This is a genomic window from Amycolatopsis sp. NPDC004378 (assembly GCF_053602455.1).
The window spans coordinates 1-26,613 of record NZ_JBSGDR010000017.1; the positions used below are offsets into that span (position 1 = coordinate 1).

The window sequence follows — 26,613 nt, forward strand, 5'->3', positions numbered from 1 at the left end:
CGGAACTGCTCCGGATACTTCGACCTGCGAGACACCAGGACATCCTCCCTCCAGACCACTGTCTGGAATCAAGGTGTCCGGCCCCACGGGGCAACCCCACACGCGTGATTGGACAGTCGACACGCGTGATCAGGGGGTCGGCTCGGCAATCACGTGTGTTGGCTCCGCGATCACGCGGGGACGGGTGGCGTGGGGTCAGGAGAGTTCGCGCAGGGCCATGGCCAGGCCGGCCAGGCGGTCGGTCGCGTCGGTGAGGGCCTGTTTGGACGTCACCAGGCCGTCGCTCGACGCCGCCACCGTGTGGCCCGCCGCGGCCACCAGGCCGCGGTAGCCCTCGAGGCCGTCTTCCAGCTGTTCGCGGAGCTTGCCGACCGCGGCGTCCAGGGCGGCCTGTTCGCGGGCCGGCGCGGAGTTGCGGCCGCGCTCGATCGCCTGGATGCGGGCCGCCAGGCCGCGCAACGCCGCCGCGGCGTCGGTCGCCGTCTGGCGTGCGTCCGCGACGGACACTTCGGACACCGGTGTCGTGCCCACCGAGGACGGCACCGACAGCTGGCGCAGCAGCTCGCCCAGCGAGGCTTCGCACTCCGCCAGCCGCTCCATCGGCTCGCGCGCGACGGAGCCGGCGGGCGGCAACGGCGGGGGCCCGGCCGGGGCGGCCGGGAGCGGGATGCGCTTCAGCTCACGCAGCTTGAGCCCGGACCGGACGCCGAACGTGCCGAACACGACCGCACCGGCGAACGCCATGATCGCCTGCGGCATCATCGGCGCGCCCGTGGCACTCATCCAGCCCATGCCGGCCGCCACGGTCAGGACGCCGCACAGGATCGTCAGCAGGATCCACAGCGTCAGCGCCCGCGACGTCCGGCGCTTACGGCGCTCCAGCTTCGCAGCGGGGTGGTTCCAGCGGTCCCACTTGGCCCGGGCCTCGGCGAACGCCGGGACCTGGTTCGCCATCGACGCCCACGTGACCGTCGTGTCGGGCCGCCGCACGGGCGGGCGCCGCAACGGGTTGGGCCGCGGAGGCGCGGGCTTCCCGCCGGCCTGCTCGGCCGGCGGGAAGTACTTCTGCACCTTCTGGAGCTTTTCCTGGGCGCGCACGGCGTAGTCGGGCAGCTTCTCGATGTGCTTCTCCAGCTTCGCGCTGAACTCGCCGAAGTCGCGTCGTCTGCCCTGCTGCCCCATGCTCGCCCCCTTCGAACGGCCCGCTCGCGTCAGGCCGGGTTCTTGCCCTGCTCGGCCTGCACACGCGCCTGGATCTCGCGCTGGATGTCGGCCGAGCTGCTCGCGGGCTGGGCCGCCTTGCCGCCGTCGGTCACCTGGGCGACCGACTCACCGCGCATCGAGGAGCGGATCTGGTCGAGCCGCGAGCGGCCGGCCAGCTGCGTGGTGGAGGCCTGGACCTCCATCATGCGCCCCTGGACCGAGTTCTGGGCGAGCTCCGCCTGACCCAGCGCCGTGGTGTAGCGCTTCTCGATCTTGTCGCGGACCTCTTCGAGCGACGGCGTGTTGCCCGGCGCGGCCAGCTGGCTCATCTGGTTCAGCGACGCGGAGACCTGCTCCTGCATCTTCGCCTGCTCCAGCTGCGAGAGCAGCTTGGTGCGCTCGGCCAGCTTCTGCTGCAGCATCTGCGAGTTGCGCTCGACGGCCTGCTTGGCCTGGGCCGCGGCCTGCAGCGACTGGTCGTGCAGCGTCTTGAGGTCCTCGATGTTCTGCTCGGCCGTGACGAGCTGCGTCGCGAAGCTCTCCGCGGCGTTCTCGAACTCGGTCGCCTTCTGCTCGTCACCCTTGGCGCGGGCCTCGTCCGCGAGGACGAGCGCCTGCCGGGTCGACGCCTGCAGCTTCTCGACGTCGCCGAGCTGGCGGTTGAGCTTCATCTCCAGCTGGCGCTGGTTGCCGATCACGGAGGCGGCCTGCTGCGTCAGCGCCTGGTGGTTGCGCTGCGCCTCCTCGATGGCCTGCTGGATCTGTACCTTCGGGTCGGCGTGCTCGTCGATCTTCGACGAGAACGCCGCCATCATGTACTTCCAGAACTTCACGAACGGGTTGGCCATCTCCTCCGCCTGCCTTCTTGCGTCCCACGGGCCTAGGTACACGGGGTGTGGGGCGTCGCTCCCCTGCACATGCAACGCTCCGACCCCGGCGTTGGGTTCCATCGTGTCAGGTCGGCCACGTCCGTTCCAGGCGACCCGGCCGAATTCAGGGATCGCCCTGATCACCCCCCGTAGGCAACGCGAACGGCCCCGGGCGGGTTGCCCGGGGCCGTTGTCGTGTCCGATCCGTTACTACGCGGCGATCGTCGAGGCCAGCTTCGGCTGCCCGATCGTCGTGCGCAGGGTGGTGTTCATCCGCGGTGCCGGGGAAACCCGCAGGTCGGCGAGGTCGTTGCCGATCAGCTCGGACATCAGGCGACCGCCTTCGATGCCGGCCGCGGCGGCCTCGGCGCCCCGCTTCTCCCGGGCCGCGCCTTCCGTGATCCGCTCGTCGACCGGTGCGACCTCGACGTTGTCGAGGGCCGAAACGTCCGCCGCCACGTTGTGCAGCAGTTCGCCGAGCGGAAGGTCCAGGGCCTGGCAGATGGACGCGAGCAGTTCGCTCGACGCCTCCTTCTGGCCCCGCTCCACCTCCGAGAGGTAGCCGAGGCTGACCCTGGCGGCGCGGGAGATGTCACGCAGCGTACGACGCTGGTTGGTGCGGGCATGACGGAGCCGATCACCGATCGCCTCACGCAACAGCACGGTCATCACGCGCCTCCCTTCCGTACAAGTACCCCCTACGTTACCCAGAGCGGCGCCCCGGGCGCAGGAGTTGGTGTGCCCGTACGCCAAGGGCGAACGCGCAATTCACGTCAGATGTTCCCCGAGCAGGGCAAACGCGGCGCGGACCGACTCGGTCCTGATCAAGTCCCGGTCTCCGCTCAAGGCCAGGGTACGGACCGTGACAAACGAGGCTTCGCCCCGGGTCGGGGGCTCCGCCACCCGGGCCCCCGAAAGACGCGGCGTCCGTGTTCCCCGCCCGGCGAGCCCGACGTGCACGGTTCCCGGCCCGACGCCGTCCTGGGGCGACGGCCCGGCGACGCCGGTGAGCCCGAGGCCCCAGGTGGCCCCGCACCGGTCGCGGGCGCCTTCGGCCAGCTGCGCGGCGACCTCCGGGTGGACGGCGCCGTGCTCGGCCAGCAGCGCGGCGTCGACCCCGGCCAGGGAGGTCTTCAGCTCGGTGGCGTAGACGACCAGTCCCCCGCGCAGCACCGCACTCGCCCCGGGCACCCGCGCCAGGGTGGCGCAGACGAGCCCGGCGGTGAGCGACTCGGCCGCGGCGACGGTCTCGCCCCGGCCGGCCAGGGCCGCGATCAGCGCCGCGGCCTGCTCGTCGCCCGCGGCCGGCGACCGGTCAGCCACCGGTGACCCGGCGCCCCGCGGCCCGCAGCCGGACCGCCCGCACCAGGTAGTCGACGCCGGTGACCACGGTCAGCACCAGGGCCAGGCCCATCAGGGACCAGCGGACCGGGTCGGCCCCGGCGGGCAGCGGCAGCAGGTAGGCCACGATCGCGGCGATCTGGGCCAGCGTCTTGGCCTTGCCGCCGCGGCTGGCCGGGATCACGCCGTGGCGGATCACCCAGAACCGCAGCAGCGTGACGCCGATCTCGCGGACCGCGATGACGATCGTGACCCACCAGCCCAGCTCGCCCAGGATGCTCAGGCCCACCAGCGCGGCGCCGGTCAGCGCCTTGTCGGCGATCGGGTCGGCGATCTTGCCGAAGTCGGTGATCAGGCCGTACTTGCGGGCCACCCAGCCGTCCAGCTGGTCGGTGGCCGAGGCCACCGCGAACAGCCCGGTGGCGATGGCGCGCCAGGTCGTGTCGTGGCCGTCGCCGACGAACAGCGCGACGACGAACAGCGGCACCAGCACCAGCCGCGAGAGCGTCAGGAGGTTCGCGATGTTGAGCGTCGGGACCGGGGTCGCGACCGGGACCTGGGCGGGGCCTTCGCGGGTCGTGCCCTCGTCCGCGGCGTCGCTGGGGAGCGCACTCACCGGTCGGCGTCCGGTACCGCGCGCACGATCAGGTCTACCCCCGCCGAGTCCACGACCTCGCAGCGCAGGAAGTCACCCACCTGGGCCTTTTCGGGCGCGTCGAGGATGACGCACTCGCCGTCGACCTCCGGCGCCTGGTGTGCCGCGCGGCCGGTCAGCTCACCGTCGTCGTCCAGCTCGACGAGGACGTCGACGAAGGTGCCGATCCGGTCCTCGGCGCGCTGCGCGGTCAGCTCTTCGACCAGCGCCGAGATCCGCGTGACGCGCTTGGCGACCTCTTCGGCGTCCAGCTTGCCGTCGAAGGTCTCGGCCTCCGTGCCGTCCTCGTCGGAGTAGCCGAAGACGCCCACGGCGTCCAGGCGCGCGCCGGTCAGGAACCGTTCCAGCTCGCTCAGGTCGTGCTCGGTCTCGCCGGGGAAGCCGACGATGACGTTGGTGCGGATGCCCGCCTCGGGCGCGTACTCGCGGATCTGCTCGCACAGCGCCAGGAACGAGTCGGTCGAGCCGAACCGGCGCATCCGGCGCAGCACCTGCTCGCTGGAGTGCTGGAACGACAGGTCGAAGTACTCGGCGACGCCCGGCGTCGTCGCGATGGCCTTGACCAGCTGCGGGCGCGTCTCGGCCGGCTGCAGGTAGGAGACGCGGACGCGCTCGACGCCGTCGATCCCCGCCAGCCGCGGGAGCAGCCGCTCCAGCGCGGTGGCGCCGTCGCGGCCGAAGTCCTTGCCGTAGGACGTCGAGTTCTCGCTGACCAGGAACAGCTCCTTGACGCCGTTTTCGGCCAGCCACATCGCCTCGGCGACGATCTCGTCGGGCTGCCGCGAGACGAAGGAGCCGCGGAACGACGGGATCGCGCAGAACGAGCAGCGCCGGTCGCAGCCGGAGGCGATCTTCAGCGCGGCCACCGGCGAGTCGTCGAGGCGCGTGCGCAGCACCCGCGGGCCCCAGCCGTGCTGCGCGTGGCCCGGGACCTCGACGGTCTCGGCCGCGGCGGGCCGCTGGACCGGGCTGATCGGCAGCAGCTTGCGCCGGTCGCCGGGGGTGTGCGAAGCGACCTTGCGGCCGGCGACGACGTCGTCGAGCCGGTCCGAGAGGTCGGCGTAGTGGTCGAAGCCCAGGACGGCGTCGGCTTCGGGGAGGCTGTCGGCGAGCTCGTGCCCGTAGCGCTCGGCCATGCACCCGACCGCGACGACCTTCTTGCCCGTGTCGGACGCCGCGAGCAACGTGTCGACGGAGTCCTTTTTGGCCGACTCGACGAAGCCGCAGGTGTTGACCACCACGACGTCGGAGTCCTCCGGATCGGCCGCGAGCTCCCAGCCGCCGGCCGCCAGCCGGCCCGCCAGCTCCTCCGAGTCGACCTCGTTGCGGGCGCAGCCGAGGGTCAGCAGGGAGACGCGTCGGGTGGCGGTGGGATCCGTGGCAGGGGAAGGCACGACGTTCAGGGTAGCCGCCGGTCCCGGGCAGGTTGACGACGGCGTGGCCCGGTGGTGTGGCAGTGTTGAACATCGTGCCGTCCGACTCGCCCGCCGTCCGCCGCGCGCGGATCGCCGACGTCCGCAAGATCAAGGCCCTGGTCGACTCGGACGCCGGTCGCGTCCTGCTGGAGAAGGACCTGGTCACGCTGTACGAAGCGGTCCAGGAGTTCTGGGTCGCGGAGGTCGGCGGCGAGGTCGTCGGGGCGGCCGCGCTGCACGTGCTCTGGGAGGACATCGCCGAGCTGCGCACGGTCGTGGTCGACAAGGCCGTCCGCGGCCAGGGCGTCGGGCGCGTGCTGGTGGCCCGGCTGATCGACGAGGCCCGTGAGCTGGGTCTCAAGCGGCTGTTCGTGCTGACGTTCGAGACCAGCTTCTTCACCGGCCACGGCTTCGTGGAGATCCAGGGAACGCCGGTGTCGCACGAGGTCTACGAGGAGATGCGGCGCTCGCACGACACGGGCGTCGCGGAGTTCCTCGACCTCCCGTACGTCAAGCCGAACACGCTGGGCAATTCCCGCATGCTGCTCGAACTCTGAAAGTTTCCCGACAACATTCTTTCGGGCGGTGACGCACGCCACCCGAGGCCTGATGCTGATCACGCACATCCGTCCCCTGATCAGCGAGGAAACACCACAACGATGCGCACGACTTTGCGGAACCTGGGGGCCACCGCCGCGGTGGCCGCGACGGTCGGCGGAGGCGTCCTCATGGGCGCCGGCACCGCGGCGGCCGTCGACATCCCGACGGTCACCGACCAGTACCTCTTCAGCACGTCGCTCTCGAACTTCGAGACGATCCGGAACCAGGCTCCGTACAACGGCCAGCTCGACTGGTCCTCGGACGGCTGCTCGTGGGCGCCGGACAACCCGTTCGGCTGGAAGTTCCTCCCGGGCTGCCACCGCCACGACTTCGGCTACCGCAACTACAAGAAGCAGGGCCGCTTCACCGAGGCGAACCGCCTGAAGATCGACGACAACCTGTACTCGGACCTGAAGAGCGTCTGCGGCTCGAACATCGCCTGCAAGGGCGCGGCCTGGACCTACTACGAGGCCGTCCGCAAGTTCGGCGGCTGAGCCTCGCCCTGGCCCGGGCGCGCGTCCGGGCCAGGATGGGGGCATGGAGATCGATCAGCTGCTCAGCACGACCCGCGCGGTGCGCCGGAAGCTCGACCTCGGCCGGCCGGTCGAGCCCGAAGTCCTCTCCGCCTGCCTCGACCTGGCGCTGCAGGCACCGACGCCGGGCAACGTCCAGGCGTGGCGCTGGCTGGTCGTGCGCGACCAGGACGTGAAGAACCGGCTCGGCGTGCTCTTCCGCGAGGTCGGCGCGGCCTACCTGGCCCAGCGCGCCACGGAAGGCGAGTCGCGGGCGCTGGCGTCCGGGCGGCACCTCGTCGACGTGATCGAACGAGTGCCCGTCTTCGTCATCCCGGTCCTGAAGGGCCGCCCGACCGGGAACAACGCCGTGGACGCGGCCTTCTACGGCGGCATCTTCCCGGCCGTCTGGAACTTCCAGCTGGCACTGCGCTCGCGAGGGCTGGGCTCGACGCTCACGACGTACCACCTCTCCCGCGAGGCCGAGGCGGCGGAAATCCTCGGTGTCCCGGACGGCTACACGCAGGTCGGCCTGCTGCCGGTCGCGTACACGACGACGCCGGACTTCAAGCCGGCCGAGCGCGTCCCGCTGGCCGAGGTCGCCTACCTCGACCACTGGGGCACGCCGCTCAGCTGACCCGGACCGTGGCCTCCCCGCCGTCCGCGCTCACCGACACCAGCTCGACACGGCTGGCAGCGAAGGAGGTGGCCTGGGGGCCGGTGCGGGGGCCGCTGTGCAGCTCGGCCGTGGTGCTCTCGCCCCGGCCGGGCTCGCTCAGCAGGAACGCGAGCGTCGCCTCGCCCTGCCAGATGCACGTCATGTTCGGGCGGCAGCGCGAGTCGGAGACCATGCGCGTGTAGCGGACGGTCAGGTCCTTCCCCTGGATCGCGGCCTCTTGGCCGAGCCGCAGGGTGACGTCCCCCCGCGGAGCAGTGCTGACGGTCGACGGCGACTCCGGCCGCCCGGGCAGGGCCGGGGCGGCCTGCCCGGAGGACACGGAACTCCCCGCGCCCACCACGACGACGGTGAAGGCGAACAGTCCGGCGGCCAAGCGCTGCAGGTCCATGTGCTCAGGACGGAACGACCGCGCCGGCGGGTTGCACTACTCGTCGTCCGGGTCGGACGGCACCGGGTCGCCGCCGCGGATCATGAACAGGACGCCTTCCAGCTCCTCCGGCTTGATCAGCACGTCGCGGGCCTTCGAGCCCTCCGACGGGCCGACCACGCCGCGGCTTTCCAGCAGGTCCATCAGCCGGCCGGCCTTCGCGAAGCCGACCCGCAACTTGCGCTGCAGCATCGACGTCGAGCCGAACTGGGACGTCACGATCAGCTCCGCCGCCTGCAGCAGGACGTCCAGGTCGTCCCCGATGTCCGGGTCGATCTCCTTCTTCTCGCCGGCCTTCTGCGCCGTGACGCCGTCCTGGTAGTCCGGCTGCGCCTGCTCCTTGGCGTAGTTGACGACCGAGGCGATCTCTTCGTCGCCGACGAACGCGCCCTGGATGCGGACCGGCTTCCCGGCGCCCATCGGCAGGTACAGCGCGTCACCCATGCCGATGAGCTTCTCCGCGCCCGGCTGGTCGAGGATGACCCGCGAGTCGGTCAGCGACGACGTCGCGAAGGCCAGCCGCGAGGGCACGTTGGTCTTGATCAGGCCGGTGACGACGTCGACCGACGGCCGCTGCGTGGCCAGGACCAGGTGGATGCCCGCCGCACGGGCCTTCTGGGTGATCCGGACGATCGCGTCCTCGACGTCGCGCGGGGCGGTCATCATCAGGTCGGCGAGCTCGTCGACGATCGCCATGATGTACGGGTACGGCCGGTACTCGCGCTCGGACCCCGGCGGCGCGGTGATCTCGCCGGAGCGGACCTTCTTGTTGTAGTCGTCGATGTGCCGGACCTTGTTGACCTGCATGTCCTGGTAGCGCTGCTCCATCTCCTCCACCAGCCAGGCCAGCGCCGCGGCGGCCTTCTTCGGCTGGGTGATGATGGGCGTGATCAGGTGCGGGATGCCCTCGTAGGGCGTCAGCTCGACCATCTTCGGGTCGATCAGGATCATCCGGCACTCGTCCGGCGTCGAACGCGCGAGCAGCGACACCAGCATCGAGTTGACGAAGCTCGACTTACCGGAACCGGTGGAGCCGGCGACCAGCAGGTGCGGCATCTTCGTCAGGTTCGCGGTGACGAAGTGGCCCTCGATGTCCTTGCCGAGGCCGATCACCATCGGGTGGTTGTCCTTGACCGTGGACGGCGCGCGCAGGACGTCGCCCAGGCGGACCATCTCGCGGTCGGAGTTCGGCACCTCGATGCCGACCGCGGACTTGCCCGGGATCGGCGCCAGCAGCCGGACGTTGTCCGTGGCCACCGCGTAGGCGATGTTCTTGGTCAGCGCGGTGATCTTCTCGACCTTCACACCCGGGCCGAGCTCGACCTCGTACCGGGTGACCGTCGGGCCGCGGGTGAAGCCGGTGACCTGCGCGTCGACGTTGAACTGCTCCAGCACGCCGGTGATCGCTTCGATCATGGCGTCGTTGGCCTTGCTGCGGGACTTCGGCGCGTCGCCGAGCTTGAGCAGGTCGGGCGGCGGAAGCTGGTAGTCGCCCTCGACGGTCCGCGTGACGGCCAGGGGCGGCTCCGCGGGCTTCTTCGGCTTCTTCTCGGGGACGTCGGCGACGGGCTTGGGCTTGGGCGGCTTGATCGGTGTCGGCGGCTCGGCCAGCATCGCGTCGATGTCGAGCTGCTCGGGGTCGGCGTCGCTGGCCTGGCGGCGCCGCGACGGCTTGCGCAGCCGCGCGGACTTCGGGTCGGCCTCGGTGACCTGGTCCTCGTCGGTGGCGAAGCCGGACTTCTGCTCGGCCTCGGCGATCTCCTCCTCGTCGAGGCCCCAGTTGCGCAGCCGGTGCGGGATCTCGCGGACCGGCGTGCCGGTGAACACGAGCACGCCGAAGACCAGCGCGAGGATCAGCAGCGGCACGGCGACCCAGGTCGTGACGCCCATGGTGAGCAGGCCGCCGGAGAAGGCGCCGATGATGCCGCCGGCGTACATCCGGCCGTCGTTGGTGGCCGGGAGCGCGGTGAAGATGTGCAGCATCCCGAGCACGGACAGGACGACCATGATCGTCCCGATGACCATCCGCGGGCGGGTCTCGGGGTGCGGCTCGGACCGCATGAGCGCGACGGCCACGACGACCAGCACCAGCGGCAGCGTGACCGCCCCGGCGCCGAGGACGGTCCGGGTGGCGATCTCGACCCCGGCCCCGATCGGCCCGGCGGCCCGCCACCAGACCCCGACGGCGGCCACGATGGCCAGGGCGATCAGGCCGAGCGCGAGCCCGTCACGACGGTGTTCGGGCTCGAGTTCACGGGTGCGGCCGACCGTGCGGGCCAGCGTGCCCAGGCCCTTGGCCAGCAGGTTCCAGGTCCCGCGGACGCCCTTCCCGAACACCCCGGGCGTCTTGCGGCGCGGTGCGGGCTTGCGAGCGGCGGGACGTGACTTCGCAGGTGTACGCGGCTTTCGCGCCGCTGCCCCCTTCGCGCCGCTTCCCGTGCTTCGCTTCCTCGTCGCCGACCCAGCCATGCCTTTTACGGTAACCGGCCGTGGCCGTTCGTCCCATGCGCCACTCTCGGCCCAGGGTGAACTTCTGCCTCACACCGGCCTTGAGCGGCCATCCGGGTGAACCGATCCGGCCAGTGCGCATTCGGGTGAAATCGGCGTCTGCCATGCTCTGCCCCATGGTCGCGCTGCACTCCGACAACACGTCTCGCCGAGCCCCCGCCATCTGGCGGACCATGCTGAACATCGACCGCGGGCTGGTGAACCTGGTCGGGCGGCTCACCGTCAGCGGGCGGATCCCGGCGCGGCTGCGGGGCAAGCCGCTGCTGATGACCGCGAACCACATCGGCGTGTTCGACGCGTTCGTCCTGATGGCGGCGTGCAAGCGGATCGGTATCAACCCGCGGTTCATGCTGGCCGGCGGCATCCTGGACGCCCCGGTGATCGGGCCGGCGCTGCGGGTCAGCGGCCACCTGCGGGTCGACCGGAAGGTCGCCGCGACCGCCGTCGGGCAGTTCGCCGAGGCCGTCGAGGCGCTGAAGACCACCCGCGAGCCGATCATCGTCTACCCCGAGGGCCGGATCAGCCACGACCCCGGCCTCTGGCCCGAACGCGGCAAGACCGGCGCGGCCCGGCTGGCGCTGGCGGCGGACGTCCCGGTGATCCCGATCAGCCAGTGGGGCGCGCACGAAGCCGTCTACTGGGGCACCGAGACGGTCAACGGCCCGGCCGACCTAGTCCCCCTCGCCCGTTCGGGACTCAGCGCCCCGCTGCGCCGGCCGCGGTTCAAGGTCCACTTCGGCGATCCCGTCGACCTGTCGGACGTCGAGCCGGAGCGCCCGGGCGCCGGGGTGCGCGCCCACGCGAAGATCATGCGCGCGATCGCCGACGGCCTGGTCCCGTTGCGCGCGGGCGAGCTGGACCGCCCCCGCTTCCACGACCCGACGCGGCCGACCGACACGGTCAGCCCGTGGAAGCCGACGTCCGGAATCTGAGACGGCCCGCCCGGCACGCCTAGAGTCGCGGACGTGAGCACACGGATCCTCGTCGTCTACTACAGCGCGACCGGCAACACCGCCGCCCTGGCCGAATCGCTCGCCGCCGGTGCCCGGGAGACCGGGGCCGACGTGCGGGTGCGGACCGTGCCGGAGACGGTGCCCGCCGATGCGATCGCGAAGAACCCGCGCTGGCAGGCGTGGGTCGATTCGGGGCCACACCACGAGCTCGCCACCCTCGACGACCTCGTCTGGGCGGACGGGCTCGCGTTCGGCAGCCCGACCCGGTTCGGCGGCCCGACCGCCCAGCTGAAGTCCTATTTGGACAGCACGGGTGGCCTGTGGGCGCAGGGGAAGCTGGCCGACAAGGTCGCGACGTCGTTCACGAGCGCCTCCACCCGGCACGGTGGCCTGGAGTCGACGCTGCTGGCGATCAACAACGTCTTCTACCACTGGGGCGCGATCGTCGTCCCGCTCGGCTACACCGACCCGCACCTGATGGAGTCCGGCAACCCGTACGGCGGTTCGTTCGTGTCGCGCAAGTCCGCCGCGCCGGACGAACTGGCCCTCGGTGCGCTGCGCCTCCAGGGGCGGCGGCTGGCCACGATCACGACGCACATCGCGACCGGGCTCAAGCAAGCCGAGTAACCGGAAAAAGCGTTTTGGCAGTCACGTCGCGGTGCTTACAGTCGCGCACGTGACCACCGAGCTGCCCGTCCTCGCGCCTCCCCACGTCGCCCACCGCGGCCGCGGGACCACGCTCGTCCTGCTCGCCGCGCTGTTCTTCAGCACGTCGGGCACGCTGGGCAAGTCCGCGATGTCCGCCGGGTTCAGCCCGGAGCAGGTGGCCGCGATGCGGATCGGCCTGGCCGGGTTCGTGCTGCTCGCCGGGGTGGCGCTGGTGGCGCCGCGGAAGCTGCGGGTCCGCCGGGCCGAGCTGCCCGTCCTGGCGGGCTACGGCCTGCTCGGGGTGGCCGGCGTGCAGCTGCTCTACTTCGTCGCCGCGGGCCGGATCCCGGTCGGCATCGCGATCCTGCTCGAGTTCGTCTCGCCCGTGCTCATCGCGCTGTGGGTGCGGTTCGTGCGGCGGCACCGGCTGCCGCGGTCGGTGTGGGGCGGCATCGCGCTGGCGATGGCCGGGTTGTCGCTGGTCGCGCAGGTCTGGCAGGGCGTCACGCTGAACGGCCTCGGGCTGCTCGCCGGCTTCGGCGCGGCCCTGTGCTCGGCCGGGTACTTCCTGCTGGGCGAGCGCGCGGTGGCCGCCATCGACCCGCTCGGCCTGGTCACCTGGGGCATGGTGCTCGGCGCGGTGCTGATCAGCCTGGTCGCGCCGCCGTGGACGTGGCCGGTCGGGCTGCTCGCCGTGGACGTCGAATTCGGCGCGTGGCACCCGCCCGTCTGGCTGCTGATGGTGCTGCTCGTGCTGGTGGCGACGGTGCTCGCCTACATCTGCGGGATCTCGTCGCTGCGGCACCTGCCGGCGTCGGTGGCGAGCGTGCTCGGCCTGGTCGAGCCGGTGATCACCACCGTCGCGGCCTGGGCCCTGATCGGCGAGGAACTCACCTGGCCGCAGCTGCTCGGCTCGGCGATCCTGCTGGCCGGGGCCTTCCTGGTGCAGCGGAAGTCGGAGATCCTCACGAGCTGAGTTCTTCACGGGGTGCCGCCGAAGTGCGACAATTCCCCACCATGTCGACCACTGGGCTGCGTCCCGAACTGCGCCAGCGGCACGTCCGGATGATCGCCCTGGGCGGCATCATCGGGGCGAGCCTGTTCATCGGCAGCGGCGCGGTGATCCACACCGTCGGGCCGGCGGCCGTGCTCTCCTACGCGCTCGGCGGCCTGCTCGTGGTGCTGGTCATGCGGATGCTCGGCGAGATGGCGACGGCCGCGCCCGCGCTCGGCTCGTTCATGGACTACGCCCGGGACTCGCTCGGCGGCTGGGCGGGCTTCACGATCGGCTGGCTGTACTGGTACTTCTGGGTCGGCGTGGTCGCGTTCGAGGCCGTGGCCGGCGCGAAGATCCTGCAGGGCTGGATCCCCGGGGTTCCGCAGTGGGTGTTCTCGCTGGCCCTGATGCTGCTGCTCACGGCGACGAACCTGGCGTCGGCGCGCTCGTTCGGCGAGACCGAGTTCTGGCTCGCCTCCATCAAGGTCGCGACGATCGTGGTCTTCCTGGTGCTGGGCCTGCTGTTCGTGCTCGGGCTCTGGCCGGGGGCGCACTTCTCGGTGAGCAACATCGGCCTCGACGGCTTCGTGCCGAACGGTGGTTTCTCGGTGGTGCACGGCGTGGTGATCGTGATCTTCTCCTACTTCGGCGCGGAGATCGTGACGATCGCGGCGGCGGAGTCCGACCAGCCCGAGACGGCGGTCCGCAAGGCGACCTCGACGATCGTGTGGCGCGTCATCGTGTTCTACGTCGGCTCGGTGGCGCTGCTGGTGATGATCACGCCGTGGCGCGACATCCCGAGCGAGACGAGCCCGTTCGCGGCGGCGTTCGGCCGCTTCGGCGTCCCGGCGGCGTCGACGATCGTCTCGGCCGTGGTCCTGACGGCGGCCCTGTCGGTGCTGAATTCGGGGCTGTACACGGCATCCCGCATGCTCTTCGCCCTGCGGCGCCACGGGTGGGCACCGTCGTGGATCTCGGACACGAACGCGCGCGGCGTGCCGTGGAAGGCGATCCTGGCGTCCACTTCGGTCGGTTACGTCGCGGTGGTGATGAGCTACGTCTCCCCGGACAAGATCTTCTCCTTCATCATCAACTCGGCGGGCGCGGTGGCGTTGTTCGTGTACGCCATCATCTGCGGCTCGCAACTGCGCATGCGGCGGCAGCTCGAGGCGGAGGCGCCGGAGAAGCTGCAGCTGCGGATGTGGGGCTACCCGTGGCTCAGCCGGCTGACGCTGGCCCTGACGCTCGTCGTGGTGGCGTCGATGCTGTTCGTGGACGAAGACGCGCGGTCGCAGCTGTTCCTGAGCCTGATCAGCCTGGCGGTGATCCTCGGCGGCTACGCCCTCATCCGCCGGCGATCCGGCTCAGCGCCCCGAAAAACACGTCCGTGATCTTCGCCGGGTCCGGGGCGACGAAGGCCTGGCCGCCCGTCGCCGCGGTCAGCTGGTCGAGCTCGGCCTTGTCCGCGTCCGGGCCGATGCCGACGCCGATCAGCGGGATCGGGCGGCGCGGGTCCTGCAGCTTCGCCAGCTCGGTCAGCAGGTCCGCGCGCGAAATCCCGTGCGGGTCCTCGTTGCGGCCGTCGGTCATCACGATCACCAGGTTGAGCCGGCCGGGCTCCCACTCGCGCCGCCCGGTGCGGTAGGTGTCCAGCACGCTGTCGTACAGCCCGGTGCCGCCGTCCGGCGTCGCCTTCACCTGCGCCAGCTTGTCCAGCGCGCCGCTCGCCAGGTGCTGGGCGACCGGCGCCATCGGCAGCAGCTCGCGGTAGTCCTTGTCGCCGTCGAGGCGGGTCGAGAACGCCAGCATCCTCAGCTGCGTCGCGGGTTTGAACAGGTGCATGGCCTTCGCCGCGGCCTGCATCGTCACCTGCATCCGGTTGAGCCCGGTCCCCGGCACCTGCGCGTTCATCGACCCGGAGACGTCGACGAGCACCTGCACCCGCGCGCTCAGGTTGACCCCGGCCCACTGGTTCAGCAGCTCGTCGATCGCCGCGGCGGCGGGCAGGTTCGCGACGCGGATCCCGGGCGGCGACACCCGCGGGTCGTCGGAGTGCTCGCGCAGTGCCTGCCCGCCCGCGGCACGCAGGCCCGTCTTCGCGATGGCGTCGGCACCCGCGTCGCCGAGCACCGCGTCACGGAACGCTTCGACGATCGGCCGCTGCTGCGGCGAGATCCCGCCCAGCTCCGCGAACGGATAGTCCAAAGTGGGCACCGCGGTCGAGTAGACGGCGACGAGCGGCGACGACGCGTCCTCGATGTTGTGGCGCAGCAAGGAGTTCTCCGACGCGGGGAACACCGTCACCGCGGCCGTGCCGCCGCTACCGCTCGAGCCCGGCAGCCGCGCGATCAGGTCGGTCTCCCCGCCGAGGGTGTTGGCGGAGAACTTCCGCAGCAAGGCGACGTACGCGCCCGCGGGCTCGGTGGCCGTCTTGACGCTGTCCTTGAGGCCGAGCAAGGCCACCGCGCCGACCGGGTCGCGCGCCGGATCGGGCATCCCCGGCACCGCACCGGGCGCGCCGAGGATCTCCGCCCAGGTCGGGGTGCGCTCCGGCCAGCCGAGCCCCTTCGCGACGTCCTGGGCGACGGCCAGCACCACCGGCGAACTGGCCACCGACGCCCCGGTTTCCGGGACGTCGGACGCGCCGAGCTGGCGGGCGCGGCGCAGCGCGAGGGTCGAGTCCGGCACCCACACCTGCGGTCGCGGGCTGCCGTCGGAGAGTGCGAGCCGCTCGGCCGCCGACGTCGCGTCCCTGGTCTGGACCTCGACGCTGCCGCACTGCAGGTTCAGACCACCCGCGACGAGCGAGAGCGCGGGCGCGATGTCGGCGGACGCGCTGACGAGGACCTTCGCCGGCCGCTCGCAGGCGGGCTTCGCGGTCACCACCGAGACGGTCACCCAGGCCGCGGTCCCGAGGAGCAGCACGGAGGCGGTCGCGAACACGGGCACCAGCAGCCGGCGTCTTCTTCCGTCCGGCGAGTGACGTCCCATCGGCGCGGCCTCTCTTCCCGAGGCGAAGTGGGACCAGGTTAGCGCCCGGCAAAGCGGCGGCTCGTGGCCCAAACGGCCTAAGCGAAACCTCATACCCGCGAAGGACCCGGCCCGTCCCCGAGTGGGATGTCACCGCGCGGCTCGCGCGGAACACTGGGTGGCGAACCACTGGGGGTACTCGATGAAACCGAACCGCGTCGAACAACGCAGGGCTCGCCGGGCCCTGCTGCGCCAGACCGCCACCGTGGCCCTCGCGCTGCTGCTGGCCAAGGTCACGCGCTGAAAAACCGTGAAGGCCACCTCGAGGACTCGAGGTGGCCTTCACGGGCTTCGGACTAGACCGGGATGACCGTCGGGACGATCATCGGGCGGCGGCGGTAGGTGTCCGCCACCCAGCGGCCGACCACCCGGCGGACCGCCTGGGCGATGCGGTGCGTGTCCGTGATGCCTTCGGCCTCCGTGCGGGCCAGCTCCATCTCCACGAGCGGCACCACCGCGGCCAGGGCCTTGGGGTCGTCGGAGAAGCCGCGGCCGGCCACCGTGGGGCTGCTGACCGCGCGGCCCGTGCTGGAGTCCACCGCGACGTTGATCGCGATGAAGCCGCCCTCGCCGAGGACCAGCCGGTCGGACAGGGTCGACTCGCCGACGTCGCCGACCGACAGGCCGTCGACGTAGACGTGGCCGACCTCGACGCGGCCCGTGCGGGACGCCTTGCCGTCGATCAGGTCGACGACCACGCCGTCTTCGGCGATGACCACGTTCTCCGCCGCGACGCCCGTGCGGATCGCCAGCTCGCCGTTGGCGCGCAGGTGCTTCCACTCGCCGTGGACCGGCATCACGTTGCTCGGCCGCACCGCGTTGTACAGGTAGAGCAGCTCCCCCGCCGACGCGTGGCCGGACACGTGGACCTTGGCGTTGCCCTGGTGGACGACGTTGGCGCCCAGCCGGGTCAGGCCGTTGACCACGCCGAACACCGCGGTCTCGTTGCCCGGGATCATCGAGCTGGCCAGCACGACGGTGTCGCCCGCGCGGATCGAGATCTGCCGGTGCTCGCCGCGCGCCATCCGCGACAGCGCGGAGAGCGGCTCGCCCTGGGAACCCGTCGAGACGAACAGGACCTTGCTCTCCGGCAGGGTGCTCGCCTGGTCGAGGTCGACGAGCAGGCCGTCCGGCACGTTCAGCAGGCCCAGCTCGGCCGCGATCCCCATGTTCCGGACCATCGACCGGCCGACGAACGCGATCCGGCGGCCGTGCCGCTCGGCGGCGTCGAGCACCTGCTGGACGCGGTGCACGTGACTGGCGAAGCAGGCCACGATGACGCGCTGGTCGACCTTGCGGATGACGTCGTCGAGCACCGGGCCGATGTCGCGCTCGGGCATGACGAACCCGGGGACCTCGGCGTTGGTGGAGTCGACGCAGAACAGGTCGACGCCCTCGTCGCCGAGCCGGGAGAACCCGGCCAGGTCGGTGAGGCGCCCGTCGAGCGGGAGCTGGTCGAGCTTGATGTCGCCGGTGTGCAGCACCACGCCCGCCGGGGTGCGGATGGCCACGGCCAGCGCGTCCGGGATGGAGTGGTTGACCGCGAAGAACTCGAGGTTGAACGCGCCGACGTCGCGGCGCTCGCCCTCGCGGACCTGGATCAGGTTCGGCCGCTGCCGGTGCTCCTTGGCCTTCGCCGCGAGCAGCGCGTTGGTGAACTTCGAGCCGTAGATCGGCAGGTCCGGCCGCAGGCGCAGGAGGAACGGGACGGCACCGATGTGGTCCTCGTGCCCGTGGGTGAGCACCAGGCCGTCGATGTCGTCGAGGCGGTCCTCGATCGCGCGGAAGTCGGGCAGGATCAGGTCGACGCCGGGCTGGTCGTCCTCGGGGAAGAGCACCCCGCAGTCGACGATGAGCAGCCGGCCGGCGTACTCGAAGACGGTCATGTTGCGCCCGACCTCGCCGATGCCGCCCAGCGCGACGATGCGCAGGGCTCCCTCGGGCAGTGCGGGCGGGGCGTTGGTGGGGCCTGGACCTGGGGGAAGTGAGCTCACCGAGGCAGGGTCCCAACGCTGGTGTGCGAGGTCGGCGCCGTGTAGGCGGCCCTCGAGTCTGCTTGTGCCACCCGCTCACCATGCCAGTCCTGCGCCGCCGTGTCGCCCAGGGGCACGCCGCCCTGGGTCAGATCGGCGGCGATCAGCGCGGTCTGGTCGGTGGTCGGCGCGACGATCGGGAGCCGCGGCTCGCCGACGTCGAAGCCGCGCAGCCGCAGCGCCGCCTTGCTGAACGCGACCCCGCCGACCCGCGACATCGCGCGCAGCACCGGCAGCATGGCGCGGTGGTTGGTGCGCGCGGTGGAGGTGTCGCCGGTCTCGTAGGCGTCGATCATCGCGCGGATCCGGCCCGCGACGACGTGACCGATCACACTCACCACGCCGGTGCCGCCGACGGAGATCCACGGCAGGTTCAGCCCGTCGTCGCCCGAGTAGTACGCGAGGTGGGTGCTGGCGATGACCTCGGAGCCGGCGATCAGGTCGCCCTTGGCGTCCTTGACCGCCAGGATCCGCGGATGCTCGGCCAGCCGCAGCAGCGTGTCGACCTCGATCGGGACGACCGAGCGCGGCGGGATGTCGTAGAGCATCACCGGCAGCCCGGTGCTGTCCGCGACGGTGGTGAAGTGCGCGTACAGCCCGGCCTGGCTCGGCCGCGAGTAGTACGGGGTGACGACCAGCAGGCCGTGCGCGCCGGCTTCCTCGGCCTGCTTCGCCTGCTCGATGCTGTGCGCGGTGTTGTTGGTGCCCGCGCCGGCCACGACGGTCGCCCGGTCGCCGACGGCCTCGACCACGGCGCGGACCAGGTCCTGCTTCTCCGCGTCGCTCGTGGTCGGGCTCTCGCCGGTGGTGCCGTTGATGACGAGGCCGTCGTTCCCCAGCTCCACGAGGTGCTCGGCCAGCTCCTGCGCCCGCTTCAGGTCCAGCGCGCCTTCGGCGTCGAAGGGCGTGACCATCGCGGTGAGCACGCGCCCGAAGGGCCGGCCGGGTGCTGCGGTAGGTGGGTTGGACATGGAGGAGACGGTACCCCGTACCCCCGGCGAAAAACGCGTCGACCTGGCCCGGTCCGGCGAAGTGCGGAGGATTTCCGGGACCCGGCCGCTCGTCGCGGAACTTCTACTTGACCTTGGTCACGATCGGCGCGGTGATCGGCCCGCCGTCGGCCCTGGTGAGCAGGCAGTAGAACTCGCGCGTCGGGTACTCGCCGCTCTTGTCGGGCACGCTCTGCCACTCCGCCTGGGTGGGGACGAGGGCCCGGTAGATCAGGCCGTCCCGCTTGGCCTCCGGGACGATCGAGGAGCGGAACGACGTCGCGCAGCGGGCTTCGGCGACCGCGGTGACCGCCGGGAGACCGGGGTAAGCCGCGACCGCGGCGTCTTCGTCGGTCCAGTTCCCGACCGCGATAGCGTCCGCGGTGTCGTAGACCTCGAGCGTGTGGTTCTTGTCGCAGGTGACTTCGTTGTCGCTGCTGATGATCCCGCCCTCTTGGACCGGGGCGCTGTAGCAGGGGTAGCTGGAGCCGATCTCCGCCCGCAGCTGGCCGCCGAGGCCGAACGTCATGGTCGGCTGCTTCTGCTGGTCGACGGCCGGGGCTTCGAAGGCCTTGCCCGCGAAGAACCCGCCGACCAGGGCCCCGACCACCAGGACGGCGGCGGCCGAAAGCCACAGGGCCCGCGTGGCCTTCTTCGGCGGCTGCGGCGCGACCCGCGTCATCGGCTGGACCATGGCGGTGCCGCCCGGCGGCGTGGGCCGCACGCCTTGCGCCGTGGTCAGGAGGTGCTGGGCCTGGGCGGCGGTCAGGCGGGCGTCGGGGTTCGCGACGAGCAGGCCGAGGACGGCCGCGGCGATCGGGCCCTGGCCCCGCGTGAGGTACGGGATCTCGGTCATGATCGCGTGCAGCGTCGCGGCGGTGGTCGCGCGCTCGAACGGGATCGTGCCTTCGACGGCGAAGAACAGCGTCGCGCCGAGCGACCACAGGTCGGACGCGGGCAGCGCTTCGCGGCCCTCGACGCGTTCGGGCGCCATGAAGGCGGGCGAGCCGACGATCATGCCGCTGGTGGTCAGGCGCGGGTCGTCCACGGCGTGGGCGATCCCGAAGTCGGTGAGCTTCACGCGGCCGTCGGGCGCGACGAGGATGTTCGCCGGCTTGACGTCCCGGTGCACGATCCCGGCGGCGTGCGCGGCCTGCAGCGCGGCGAGCACCCGCTCCCCCAGCTGCGCGGCCTGGGCGGCGGGCATCGGCCCGCGCTGCCGCACGAGGTCGGCGAGGCTCGGCGCTTCGACGAGCTCCATGACGATGAAGGTGGTGCCCCCGTCGGTGACGACGTCGTAGACGGTGACGACGGCGGGATCGTTGAGCCGGCCCCCGGTGCGCACCTCGCGCAGGGCGCGTTCGGAGAACACGGCGGCGGACTCGGCGTCGGGCAGCCGCAGTTCCTTGACGGCGACCTGCCGCCCGATGACCTGGTCCTGCGCCCGCCAGACGACGCCCATCCCGCCCCGGCCGAGCTCGCCGAGCAAGGCGTAACGGCCCGCGACGACCCGCTGACCAGGCGTGGCGGGCGCCTGCGGGGGATACGGACGGGTCTGTTCGTCGGTCACGGTGCTCCTTCGGCAGCGGTCGCGCAGATGCTAGTCGGACCGTCGCGCGCGGCCGGGGGTTCCGCGGAATTCGTGACTCAGCCGGTGACCGTGAGAAGGATCAGGACCACGTTCAGGGTGATGATGACCGTCGCCACGACCGCGCCCGCGATCGTCGTCAGCCGGTGGTTCGCGTCCGGGCCCATCAGCTGCCGATCCGCCGTCAGGCGGATCAACGGCACCAGGGCGAACGGGATCCCGAACGACAGCACCACCTGCGACACGACCAGGGCCGCGCTCGGGTCGGCGCCCAGGGCCAGCACCACGATCGCCGGGGTGAGCGTGACCAGGCGGCGCAGGACCAGCGGGATCCGCTTGTGCAGCAGCCCCTGCATGATCATCGCGCCCGCGTACGCGCCGACCGACGTCGAGGCCAGGCCGGAGGCCAGGAGGCCGATCGCGAACATCAGCGCGATGCCCGGGCCGAGCGCCGTCGCGACCGCGCTGTGGGCGCCTTCGATGCTGTCGACGCCGGTCAGGCCCTGGAGGTTCGTCGCCGCCAGTAGCAGCATGCCGAGGTTCACCGCGCCCGCCAGCAGCATCGCGAAGCCGACGTCGGCGCGGGTGGCGCGCAGCAGCCGCCGCTTGCTCGCCCCCTCGGGCCGGCCGTGGCGGTCGCGGACCAGGCCGGAGTGCAGGTAGACCGCGTGCGGCATCACCGTCGCGCCCAGCATCGCCGCGGCGATGAGGACGCTGCCCGAGCCCTCGAACTTCGGGACCAGCCCGCCGAGCGCGCCCGACGCCGACGGCGGCTCGACGAACAGGCTCGCCAGGAAGCCGATCGCGATCACCAGCAGCAGGCCGGTGACGACCCGCTCGAACGTCCGCTGGCCGCCGCGGTCCTGGACCGCCAGCAGGGTCAGGGAGACCGCGCCGGTGATCAGGCCGCCGGCCACCAGCGGCAGGTCGAAGAGCAGGTTCAGCGCGATGGCACCGCCGACGACCTCGGCGAGGTCGGTGGCGATCGCGACGACCTCGGCCTGCAGCCAGTAGGCCAGCCGCGCGGGCCCGGACAGCCGGGCGCGCAGCGCTTCCGGCAGGGACATGCCGCTGACCAGGCCGAGCTTCGCCGACAGGTACTGCACGAGCACGGCCATCAGGTTGGCCGCGACGATCACCCAGACCAGCAGGTAGCCGTAGCGCGCGCCGGCGCTGATGTTGGCGGCGACGTTGCCCGGGTCGACGTACGCGATCGCGGCCACGAACGCCGGGCCGAGCAGGGCCGAGCCGGTGCGCAGGCGCGCCCCCAGTCTCGGCCGGGCCGCCTCCGTGACCGCCATGACGCCTGCCTCTCACCGGGTGTCGGGGATCCCAAATCGAAGTTTAGGCATGCCGAACTTTCGATTTCAAGGGTGACGGCTCCCACCGTCACCCGCGGGTTACCCGGGAATCCCGCCGGAAAGCGTCAGGCGTGCGCGACTTCGTGGCCGGAGTCGCGCAGCGCCTTCACGGCGTGGTCGAGGTCGGTGCCGCGGACCAGGATGTGGTCGGTGTCGAAGGTCGACATCGAGAACAGCGCCACCCCGGCCGCCGCCAGCTCCGAGGCCAGCGCGGCGATGATGCCGGTCAGCGTGAACTCCAGCGGGCCGCGGACCGACAGCAGCCGCCAGCCGTCCTCCGCCGCCGTGCTGCCCGCCGGCTCGCGGCCGGCCGGGCAGATCACGGACAGCTCGTCGGGCGTCCGGGTCACCGACACGAAGGCCGCTTCGCCGGGCGCGAGCAGTTCCGGGGGCACCGGGGCGTCCGCGGGCAGGCGGACGACAGCGTATTCACCGGGCCGGACGTCGATCGCGAGACGTTTCATCAGCCTTCGAGCACCTTCGGGCTCGTGGCGATCTCGGTGCCGTCCGGCAGCGTCGAGATCGTGAAGTCCGCGAACACGTTCGCGGCGGCCTTCTGCAGTTGTCGCAGGCATTCCACGGCCAGCTCCCGGATCTCGACGTCGGCGTGCTCGGTGGCGCGCATCGCGACGAAGTGCCGCCACGCGCGGTAGTTCCCGGTCACGACGATGCGCGTCTCGGTCGCGTTCGGCAGCACGGCGCGAGCGGCCTGGCGGGCCTGCTTGCGGCGCAGGGTCGCGCTCGGGACGTCGGCGAACTTCTCCTCGAGGCCGGCCAGGAGCTCGGTGTAGGCGTCGACACTCGCCTGCGCCGCGGCGAGGAACTTCTCGTGCAGCACCGGGTCGTTCGCGATGATCTCCGGCTCGACGATCTCCGCGTCGCGCTCGGGCACGTACCGCTGCGAAAGCTGCGAGTACGAGAAGTGGCGGTGCCGGATCAGCTCGTGGGTCAGGGAGCGCGAGATGCCGGTCAGGTAGAAGGTGACGGAACCGTGCTCCAGCACGGACAGGTGGCCGACGTCGATGATGTGCTCGAGGTAGCCGGCGTTGGTCGCGGTGGCGGGGTTCGGCTTCTTCCAGGACTGGTAGCAGGCCCGGCCGGCGAACTCGGCGAGCGCTTCGCCGCCGTCCGCGTCGGTCGACCACGGCACGTCCTCGGGCGGGAAGAACTCGGTCTTCGCGATCAGCTGCACCCTCGGTGACACGGTTTCGGCCACGTCCGCACTCCTCTTCCGCCGGCTCCCTCCGGCAGCCTAACCGCGGCCGGGCGCCCACTCCCGGGGGACACGGTGGCGTCACCGGCTCCTTGACTGACGTCACTGATGACGTCATAGTGGTGTCATGGACTTGACGCCGTACATCGCCAACCTTCGCGAGGACCTCGCGAACACGGCTGCCGCCGGGGACGAGCACACCCGGCGGGCGGCCGCGCTGCTGTCCTCCGCGATCGAACCCGCCGTCCGCCTGACGCTGATGAACGCCCTTTCCGACCTCGCCGCCGAGGTCACGGCCGCCTTGCCCGGCCAGGTGGTCGACGTGCGGCTGGACGGCCGGGACGTCCGCGTGGTCGTCACCGGAGCCGCCGAAGAGGCGCCGCGGCGCGAGACACCACGTGACACCACGCCGCCGCCACCGATCGACGGCGGTGACATCAGCCGCATCACGCTGCGGCTGGTCGAGCAGATCAAGGGACAGGCCGAGCGCGCGGCGGCGGCCCAGGGCGTCTCGCTGAACACGTTCGTTTCCCAGGCGGTGCAGGGGGCGCTGGGGCACGGCTCGCTCGGTGCGGGCCAGAAGCACCAGGGCAAGGGGGGCGGCCGGTCCGGGTCGCACCTGCACGGCTGGGTCGAGGGCTGAGGGGATCGAAGATGACCGACGAGAACCAGACCACACCGGCCGAAGAGCCGAAGGCTTCCGAAGAGCAGGCGTCCGGGCAGCCGAACGACGAGCTGGTGCGGATCGACGAGTTCGAGGCCGAAGGCCCGCTGGAGCTCGACCTCGGGGTGACGATCGGCCGGGTGCAGGTCGTCCTGGAAGGCGACTCCGGCGCGCGCGTCGAGCTGCGGCACGACCAGGGCGAGCAGCAGCCGTGGGTGGCGGGGGTCAACAGCCTGCTGTCCTGGGTCGGCGAACGCTTCGGCGACCAGCTCGGCGTCGACCCGTCGGGGGCCTCCCCCGCCGAGGCCGTGCGGCAGAGCCGGATCGAGAAGCTGGGCAACCGCCTGGTCGTCCAGGCGCCCAAGGCGTGGCAGCTGCGCAACGTCGCGCTGTCGGTGACCGTGCGCGCGCCGGCGGGCTCGCACGTCGACGTGCGGGCCGGCGCCGCGGACGTCACGGTGACCGGCTCGGCCGGGCGCGTGGACCTGCTGACCGGGTCCGGCGAGGTGAAGCTCGACCGGGCCGACGGGTCCGCGACGATCCGCACCGGCAGCGGCGCCATCAAGCTCGGGCCCACGCTGGGCGGGCTGCAGCTGCGCAGCGGCAGCGGCCACGTCGAGGCGTCGTCGATCGCCGGCTCCGCCACGCTGGCCACCGGCACCGGCGACGTCTGGCTGGGCGCGGTTTCGGGCGAGGTCATGGCCCGCACCGGCAGCGGCGACCTGTCGGTGGCCGACGCGGCGTCCGGCACGCTCGACCTGATCACCGGCTCGGGCGAAGTCCGGATCGGCATCCGCGGCGGCACCGCGGCGGAGGTCGACCTGACCTCCAGCGGCGGCAAGGTGTCCAGCGAGCTCGACGTCGCCGACACCGCCCCCGAGAGCGGCGTGAAGCTGAAGGTCCGCGCCCGCACGGGCTCCGGCAACGCCGTGGTGACGCGCGCGGCCGGCTGAGTAAGGGGGAAACGGGTCGTTCCCGGTGGGGGCCGGGAACGACCCGTTCTCGCTGCCGGGAACCTCAGCGCACCAGCTTCTTCAACCCCGGAGCCAGGTCGCCGCGGGAACCCACGGCCACGCCCGACAAGCCCAGCCACTCCGCCATGTGGCGCAGCTCCCCCGCCAGCTCCGGCAGGACCCTCGCCAGGTCCGCGCCGTCCTCCGCGAACGCCCCCTGGACGCGCAGGACGCCCGCCGCGCGGTCGGACTTCAGGTCGACGCGGGCCACCAGGGACCCGTCGAGCAGGAACGGGAACACGTAGTAGCCGTACACCCGCTTCGGCTCCGGGACGTAGATCTCGATGCGGTACCTGAACCCGAACAGGCGCTCGGTGCGGGCGCGTTCCCAGATCAGCGGGTCGAACGGGCACAGCAGCGCGCGGCCGGTCACCGAGCGCGGGGTGCGGGCGTCGACGTGCCGGTAGGCCGTCGCCTTCCAGCCGTGGACCGCCACCGGCTCGAGGACGCCCGACTCCACCAGCTCCGCCACCGCCCGGCGGGCCGGGGCCGGGCCGAGGCGGTAGTAGTCGCGCAGGTCCGTCTCCGTCGCCACGCCCAGGGCCCGCGCCGACCGCTCGATCAGGCCGCGCGCGCCCTCGTCCGCCGGCACCGAGCGGGACAGGATCTCCGGCGGCACCACCCGCTCGGTCAGGTCGTACAGGCGCTCGAACGACCGGCGCGTGCCCGTGGTCAGCTGGCCGATGCCGAACAGGTACTCGCAGACGCGCTTGACCTCCGAGCGCTCCCACCACGAGCCCGGCCCGCGCCGCTGCGCGTCCGCCTCCACCTCGCGCTCGATGCCGCCCGCTCCGATCGGGCCCAGTTCCTTGACCACCGACAGGATTTCGTCGACCAGCCCCGGCGACTTCTCGATCAGCGGGCCGTAGTGCTTCCACCAGCCGTCGCGCTTCGCGCCGGAGCGGATCAGCGGCCAGTCCTCGACCGGCAGCAGGCTCGCCTCGTGCGCCCAGGTCTCCACCAGCATCCGCGGCTGCCGCGCCGAGTGCGCCCACGCCGCCGAGTCGAGCAGCGCGGGCTCGTACGCCCCCAGCCGCGAGAACACCGGCATGTAGTGCGCCCGGACCGCGACGTTCACCGAGTCCAGCTGCAGCAGCTGGACACGCGAAAGCACGCGTTTCAGGTGCCGCCGAGAAGGCACACCGGTGGGACGCGGGTCGCTGAAGCCCTGCGCGGCCAGGAAGGTCTTCCGGGCCGCCGGGACGCTGATCGTCTGCATGGTGCCGTCATGGTGCCACCCACCACCGACAAAACCGCGCACCGTTCCGTCCCTGCCCCCACCACCGCCCTCAGCGGAGGAGCTGCGCTAACTTCTGCCCATGAGCGACGCCGCCGTCCGCCCCGCCGACCTGTCCGACGCCGCGGAGATCGCCCGCATCCAGCGCGACACCTGGCACGCCGCCTACGAAGACCTCCTCGGCAAGGCCGCCCTGGCCGAACTGGACGCCGCGGACCTCGTCGGTACCTGGACCGAGACCATCGACTTCCCCGCCACCCAGGTCTACGTCGCCACGGAGGGCGAGTTCACCGTCGGCTTCTGCGTGGCCGGCCGCGCCCCCGACGACGAGGTCTCCGCCGCCGACGGCAGCCTGCCCGAGGACGCGGACAGCACCGGCCTGATCGCCACCCTGCTCGTCGAGCCGCGGTGGGGACGCCGCGGGCACGCCGGACGGCTACTCGCGACCGCCGCCGCCGGGCTGCGGGCCGACGGTGCCGGGCGCGGCATCGCCTGGGTCGCCCAGGGCGACCACGCCACCCTCGGCTTCTACCGCCGGGCCGGCTGGAACCCCGACGGCACGGTCCGCACCCTCGACACCGGCGAGCGCACGCTCCGCGAGGTCCGCCTCACCGGCACCCTCGACCTCTCGCTCACCTGAGCGGGCGTCCCGGAACACCACCCACCGCAGCACCGAGT

General features: G+C 71.9%; 27 protein-coding genes. 11 read left to right on the top strand and 16 right to left on the bottom strand.

From position 1 onward, the window contains the following. Positions 1 to 195: 195 nt before the first annotated feature. The 6 genes from pspM to rimO all read right to left on the bottom strand — a co-directional run bounded on the left by pspM (position 196) and on the right by rimO (position 5,462). Positions 196 to 1,182 (bottom strand): phage shock envelope stress response protein PspM, encoded by a 987-nt coding sequence (pspM, locus tag ACWEN0_RS35925; protein WP_451983893.1) that lies wholly within the window; start codon positions 1,180 to 1,182, stop codon positions 196 to 198. 29 nt (positions 1,183 to 1,211) lie between these two features. Next, a complete protein-coding gene (locus ACWEN0_RS35930; RefSeq protein ID WP_451983895.1) occupies positions 1,212 to 2,051 on the bottom strand; it encodes a PspA/IM30 family protein in 840 nt (279 codons plus the stop codon). A gap of 231 nt (positions 2,052 to 2,282) precedes the next feature. Next, complete coding sequence (locus ACWEN0_RS35935) at positions 2,283 to 2,741, bottom strand: helix-turn-helix domain-containing protein (RefSeq protein WP_451983897.1); 459 nt, start codon at positions 2,739 to 2,741, stop codon at positions 2,283 to 2,285. A 99-nt stretch (positions 2,742 to 2,840) separates the two neighbouring features. Then, positions 2,841 to 3,395, bottom strand: a complete 555-nt coding sequence (locus ACWEN0_RS35940; protein ID WP_451983899.1) for a CinA family protein — start codon at positions 3,393 to 3,395, stop codon at positions 2,841 to 2,843. Then, the gene (gene pgsA, locus ACWEN0_RS35945) at positions 3,388 to 4,029 is read right to left on the bottom strand and encodes a CDP-diacylglycerol--glycerol-3-phosphate 3-phosphatidyltransferase (protein ID WP_451983901.1); all 642 of its coding nucleotides are present in this window, start codon (positions 4,027 to 4,029) and stop codon (positions 3,388 to 3,390) included. The genes ACWEN0_RS35940 and pgsA overlap by 8 nt, the downstream gene beginning before the upstream one ends. Further along, the gene (gene rimO, locus ACWEN0_RS35950) at positions 4,026 to 5,462 is read right to left on the bottom strand and encodes a 30S ribosomal protein S12 methylthiotransferase RimO (RefSeq protein ID WP_451983903.1); all 1,437 of its coding nucleotides are present in this window, start codon (positions 5,460 to 5,462) and stop codon (positions 4,026 to 4,028) included. The genes pgsA and rimO overlap by 4 nt, the downstream gene beginning before the upstream one ends. Positions 5,463 to 5,536: 74 nt before the next feature. On the opposite strand from rimO, the gene ACWEN0_RS35955 reads away from it, so the two are divergent. From ACWEN0_RS35955 to ACWEN0_RS35965, 3 genes are all read left to right on the top strand, one after another. Beyond that, entirely contained in the window at positions 5,537 to 6,040 is a 504-nt protein-coding gene (locus ACWEN0_RS35955; RefSeq protein ID WP_451984156.1) for an amino-acid N-acetyltransferase, read from the top strand. A 102-nt stretch (positions 6,041 to 6,142) separates the two neighbouring features. After that, the gene (locus ACWEN0_RS35960; protein ID WP_451983905.1) at positions 6,143 to 6,577 is read left to right on the top strand and encodes a phospholipase; all 435 of its coding nucleotides are present in this window, start codon (positions 6,143 to 6,145) and stop codon (positions 6,575 to 6,577) included. A gap of 43 nt (positions 6,578 to 6,620) precedes the next feature. Beyond that, positions 6,621 to 7,232: a nitroreductase family protein gene (locus ACWEN0_RS35965; RefSeq protein ID WP_451983907.1), complete on the top strand. Its 612-nt coding sequence runs from the start codon at positions 6,621 to 6,623 to the stop codon at positions 7,230 to 7,232. Here the strand turns inward: ACWEN0_RS35965 and ACWEN0_RS35970 are convergent. Then, on the bottom strand, positions 7,225 to 7,662 hold the full coding sequence (locus ACWEN0_RS35970; RefSeq protein ID WP_451983909.1) for a hypothetical protein: 438 nt from the start codon (positions 7,660 to 7,662) through the stop codon (positions 7,225 to 7,227). The genes ACWEN0_RS35965 and ACWEN0_RS35970 overlap by 8 nt on opposite strands. Positions 7,663 to 7,698: 36 nt before the next feature. Then, a complete protein-coding gene (locus ACWEN0_RS35975; protein ID WP_451983911.1) occupies positions 7,699 to 10,170 on the bottom strand; it encodes a DNA translocase FtsK in 2,472 nt (823 codons plus the stop codon). A gap of 155 nt (positions 10,171 to 10,325) precedes the next feature. On the opposite strand from ACWEN0_RS35975, the gene ACWEN0_RS35980 reads away from it, so the two are divergent. From ACWEN0_RS35980 to ACWEN0_RS35995, 4 genes are read left to right on the top strand one after another with little or no spacing between them, the layout of a single operon-like run. Next, complete coding sequence (locus tag ACWEN0_RS35980) at positions 10,326 to 11,141, top strand: lysophospholipid acyltransferase family protein (RefSeq protein WP_451983913.1); 816 nt, start codon at positions 10,326 to 10,328, stop codon at positions 11,139 to 11,141. A 33-nt stretch (positions 11,142 to 11,174) separates the two neighbouring features. Further along, positions 11,175 to 11,789: an NAD(P)H:quinone oxidoreductase gene (gene wrbA / locus ACWEN0_RS35985; protein ID WP_451983915.1), complete on the top strand. Its 615-nt coding sequence runs from the start codon at positions 11,175 to 11,177 to the stop codon at positions 11,787 to 11,789. Positions 11,790 to 11,838: 49 nt separating this feature from the next. Then, on the top strand, positions 11,839 to 12,786 hold the full coding sequence (locus ACWEN0_RS35990; RefSeq protein ID WP_451983917.1) for an EamA family transporter: 948 nt from the start codon (positions 11,839 to 11,841) through the stop codon (positions 12,784 to 12,786). A 41-nt stretch (positions 12,787 to 12,827) separates the two neighbouring features. Then, complete coding sequence (locus ACWEN0_RS35995) at positions 12,828 to 14,198, top strand: amino acid permease (RefSeq protein ID WP_451983919.1); 1,371 nt, start codon at positions 12,828 to 12,830, stop codon at positions 14,196 to 14,198. Here ACWEN0_RS35995 and ACWEN0_RS36000 read toward each other — a convergent pair. Further along, positions 14,152 to 15,798 (bottom strand): substrate-binding domain-containing protein, encoded by a 1,647-nt coding sequence (locus tag ACWEN0_RS36000; RefSeq protein WP_451983921.1) that lies wholly within the window; start codon positions 15,796 to 15,798, stop codon positions 14,152 to 14,154. The genes ACWEN0_RS35995 and ACWEN0_RS36000 overlap by 47 nt on opposite strands. A 157-nt stretch (positions 15,799 to 15,955) precedes the next feature. On the opposite strand from ACWEN0_RS36000, the gene ACWEN0_RS36005 reads away from it, so the two are divergent. Next, a complete protein-coding gene (locus ACWEN0_RS36005; RefSeq protein WP_451983923.1) occupies positions 15,956 to 16,081 on the top strand; it encodes a hypothetical protein in 126 nt (41 codons plus the stop codon). 52 nt (positions 16,082 to 16,133) lie between these two features. Here ACWEN0_RS36005 and ACWEN0_RS36010 read toward each other — a convergent pair whose 3' ends face one another. The 6 genes from ACWEN0_RS36010 to thyX all read right to left on the bottom strand — a co-directional run bounded on the left by ACWEN0_RS36010 (position 16,134) and on the right by thyX (position 23,024). Further along, positions 16,134 to 17,831, bottom strand: a complete 1,698-nt coding sequence (locus ACWEN0_RS36010) for a ribonuclease J (protein WP_451983925.1) — start codon at positions 17,829 to 17,831, stop codon at positions 16,134 to 16,136. Continuing rightward, on the bottom strand, positions 17,828 to 18,841 hold the full coding sequence (dapA, locus tag ACWEN0_RS36015) for a 4-hydroxy-tetrahydrodipicolinate synthase (protein WP_451983927.1): 1,014 nt from the start codon (positions 18,839 to 18,841) through the stop codon (positions 17,828 to 17,830). The genes ACWEN0_RS36010 and dapA overlap by 4 nt, the downstream gene beginning before the upstream one ends. A gap of 103 nt (positions 18,842 to 18,944) precedes the next feature. Then, complete coding sequence (locus tag ACWEN0_RS36020) at positions 18,945 to 20,429, bottom strand: serine/threonine-protein kinase (RefSeq protein ID WP_451983929.1); 1,485 nt, start codon at positions 20,427 to 20,429, stop codon at positions 18,945 to 18,947. Between the two features lie 77 nt (positions 20,430 to 20,506). Beyond that, the gene (locus ACWEN0_RS36025) at positions 20,507 to 21,748 is read right to left on the bottom strand and encodes an Nramp family divalent metal transporter (protein ID WP_451983931.1); all 1,242 of its coding nucleotides are present in this window, start codon (positions 21,746 to 21,748) and stop codon (positions 20,507 to 20,509) included. 125 nt (positions 21,749 to 21,873) lie between these two features. Then, positions 21,874 to 22,272 carry an ACT domain-containing protein gene (locus ACWEN0_RS36030; RefSeq protein WP_451983933.1) on the bottom strand — a complete coding sequence of 133 codons (399 nt, stop codon included), beginning with the start codon at positions 22,270 to 22,272 and terminating at the stop codon, positions 21,874 to 21,876. Beyond that, complete coding sequence (gene thyX / locus ACWEN0_RS36035; RefSeq protein ID WP_451983935.1) at positions 22,272 to 23,024, bottom strand: FAD-dependent thymidylate synthase; 753 nt, start codon at positions 23,022 to 23,024, stop codon at positions 22,272 to 22,274. Before thyX ends, ACWEN0_RS36030 begins: the two co-directional genes overlap by 1 nt. Positions 23,025 to 23,148: 124 nt before the next feature. Here thyX and ACWEN0_RS36040 point away from each other — a divergent pair, with 124 nt between their 5' ends. Then, on the top strand, positions 23,149 to 23,664 hold the full coding sequence (locus ACWEN0_RS36040) for a toxin-antitoxin system HicB family antitoxin (RefSeq protein WP_451983937.1): 516 nt from the start codon (positions 23,149 to 23,151) through the stop codon (positions 23,662 to 23,664). Positions 23,665 to 23,675: 11 nt separating this feature from the next. Next, the gene (locus ACWEN0_RS36045; protein WP_451983939.1) at positions 23,676 to 24,638 is read left to right on the top strand and encodes a DUF4097 family beta strand repeat-containing protein; all 963 of its coding nucleotides are present in this window, start codon (positions 23,676 to 23,678) and stop codon (positions 24,636 to 24,638) included. Between the two features lie 64 nt (positions 24,639 to 24,702). On the opposite strand, the gene ACWEN0_RS36050 is transcribed toward ACWEN0_RS36045, so the two are convergent. Next, on the bottom strand, positions 24,703 to 25,917 hold the full coding sequence (locus tag ACWEN0_RS36050) for a winged helix-turn-helix domain-containing protein (RefSeq protein ID WP_451983941.1): 1,215 nt from the start codon (positions 25,915 to 25,917) through the stop codon (positions 24,703 to 24,705). Between the two features lie 100 nt (positions 25,918 to 26,017). Between ACWEN0_RS36050 and ACWEN0_RS36055 the strand changes: the two genes are divergently transcribed. Further along, complete coding sequence (locus ACWEN0_RS36055) at positions 26,018 to 26,575, top strand: N-acetyltransferase family protein (RefSeq protein ID WP_451983943.1); 558 nt, start codon at positions 26,018 to 26,020, stop codon at positions 26,573 to 26,575. Positions 26,576 to 26,613: the final 38 nt, after the last annotated feature.

Excerpts from the sequence above, each read along its gene's own strand:
- ACWEN0_RS36055 (WP_451983943.1), top strand. The coding sequence starts at position 26,018 with ATGAGCGACGCCGCCGTCCGCCCCGCCGACCTGTCCGACGCCGCGGAG.
- ACWEN0_RS36040 (WP_451983937.1), top strand. The coding sequence starts at position 23,149 with ATGGACTTGACGCCGTACATCGCCAACCTTCGCGAGGACCTCGCGAAC.
- ACWEN0_RS36030 (WP_451983933.1), bottom strand. The coding sequence starts at position 22,272 with ATGAAACGTCTCGCGATCGACGTCCGGCCCGGTGAATACGCTGTCGTC.
- ACWEN0_RS35960 (WP_451983905.1), top strand. The coding sequence starts at position 6,143 with ATGCGCACGACTTTGCGGAACCTGGGGGCCACCGCCGCGGTGGCCGCG.
- ACWEN0_RS35975 (WP_451983911.1), bottom strand. The coding sequence starts at position 10,170 with ATGGCTGGGTCGGCGACGAGGAAGCGAAGCACGGGAAGCGGCGCGAAG.
- ACWEN0_RS35930 (WP_451983895.1), bottom strand. The coding sequence starts at position 2,051 with ATGGCCAACCCGTTCGTGAAGTTCTGGAAGTACATGATGGCGGCGTTC.
- ACWEN0_RS36050 (WP_451983941.1), bottom strand. The coding sequence starts at position 25,917 with ATGCAGACGATCAGCGTCCCGGCGGCCCGGAAGACCTTCCTGGCCGCG.
- ACWEN0_RS36000 (WP_451983921.1), bottom strand. The coding sequence starts at position 15,798 with ATGGGACGTCACTCGCCGGACGGAAGAAGACGCCGGCTGCTGGTGCCC.
- ACWEN0_RS35980 (WP_451983913.1), top strand. The coding sequence starts at position 10,326 with ATGGTCGCGCTGCACTCCGACAACACGTCTCGCCGAGCCCCCGCCATC.
- pspM (WP_451983893.1), bottom strand. The coding sequence starts at position 1,182 with ATGGGGCAGCAGGGCAGACGACGCGACTTCGGCGAGTTCAGCGCGAAG.
- ACWEN0_RS36045 (WP_451983939.1), top strand. The coding sequence starts at position 23,676 with ATGACCGACGAGAACCAGACCACACCGGCCGAAGAGCCGAAGGCTTCC.
- ACWEN0_RS35935 (WP_451983897.1), bottom strand. The coding sequence starts at position 2,741 with ATGACCGTGCTGTTGCGTGAGGCGATCGGTGATCGGCTCCGTCATGCC.
- ACWEN0_RS35965 (WP_451983907.1), top strand. The coding sequence starts at position 6,621 with ATGGAGATCGATCAGCTGCTCAGCACGACCCGCGCGGTGCGCCGGAAG.
- ACWEN0_RS35995 (WP_451983919.1), top strand. The coding sequence starts at position 12,828 with ATGTCGACCACTGGGCTGCGTCCCGAACTGCGCCAGCGGCACGTCCGG.
- dapA (WP_451983927.1), bottom strand. The coding sequence starts at position 18,841 with ATGTCCAACCCACCTACCGCAGCACCCGGCCGGCCCTTCGGGCGCGTG.
- ACWEN0_RS35970 (WP_451983909.1), bottom strand. The coding sequence starts at position 7,662 with ATGGACCTGCAGCGCTTGGCCGCCGGACTGTTCGCCTTCACCGTCGTC.
- ACWEN0_RS36025 (WP_451983931.1), bottom strand. The coding sequence starts at position 21,748 with ATGGCGGTCACGGAGGCGGCCCGGCCGAGACTGGGGGCGCGCCTGCGC.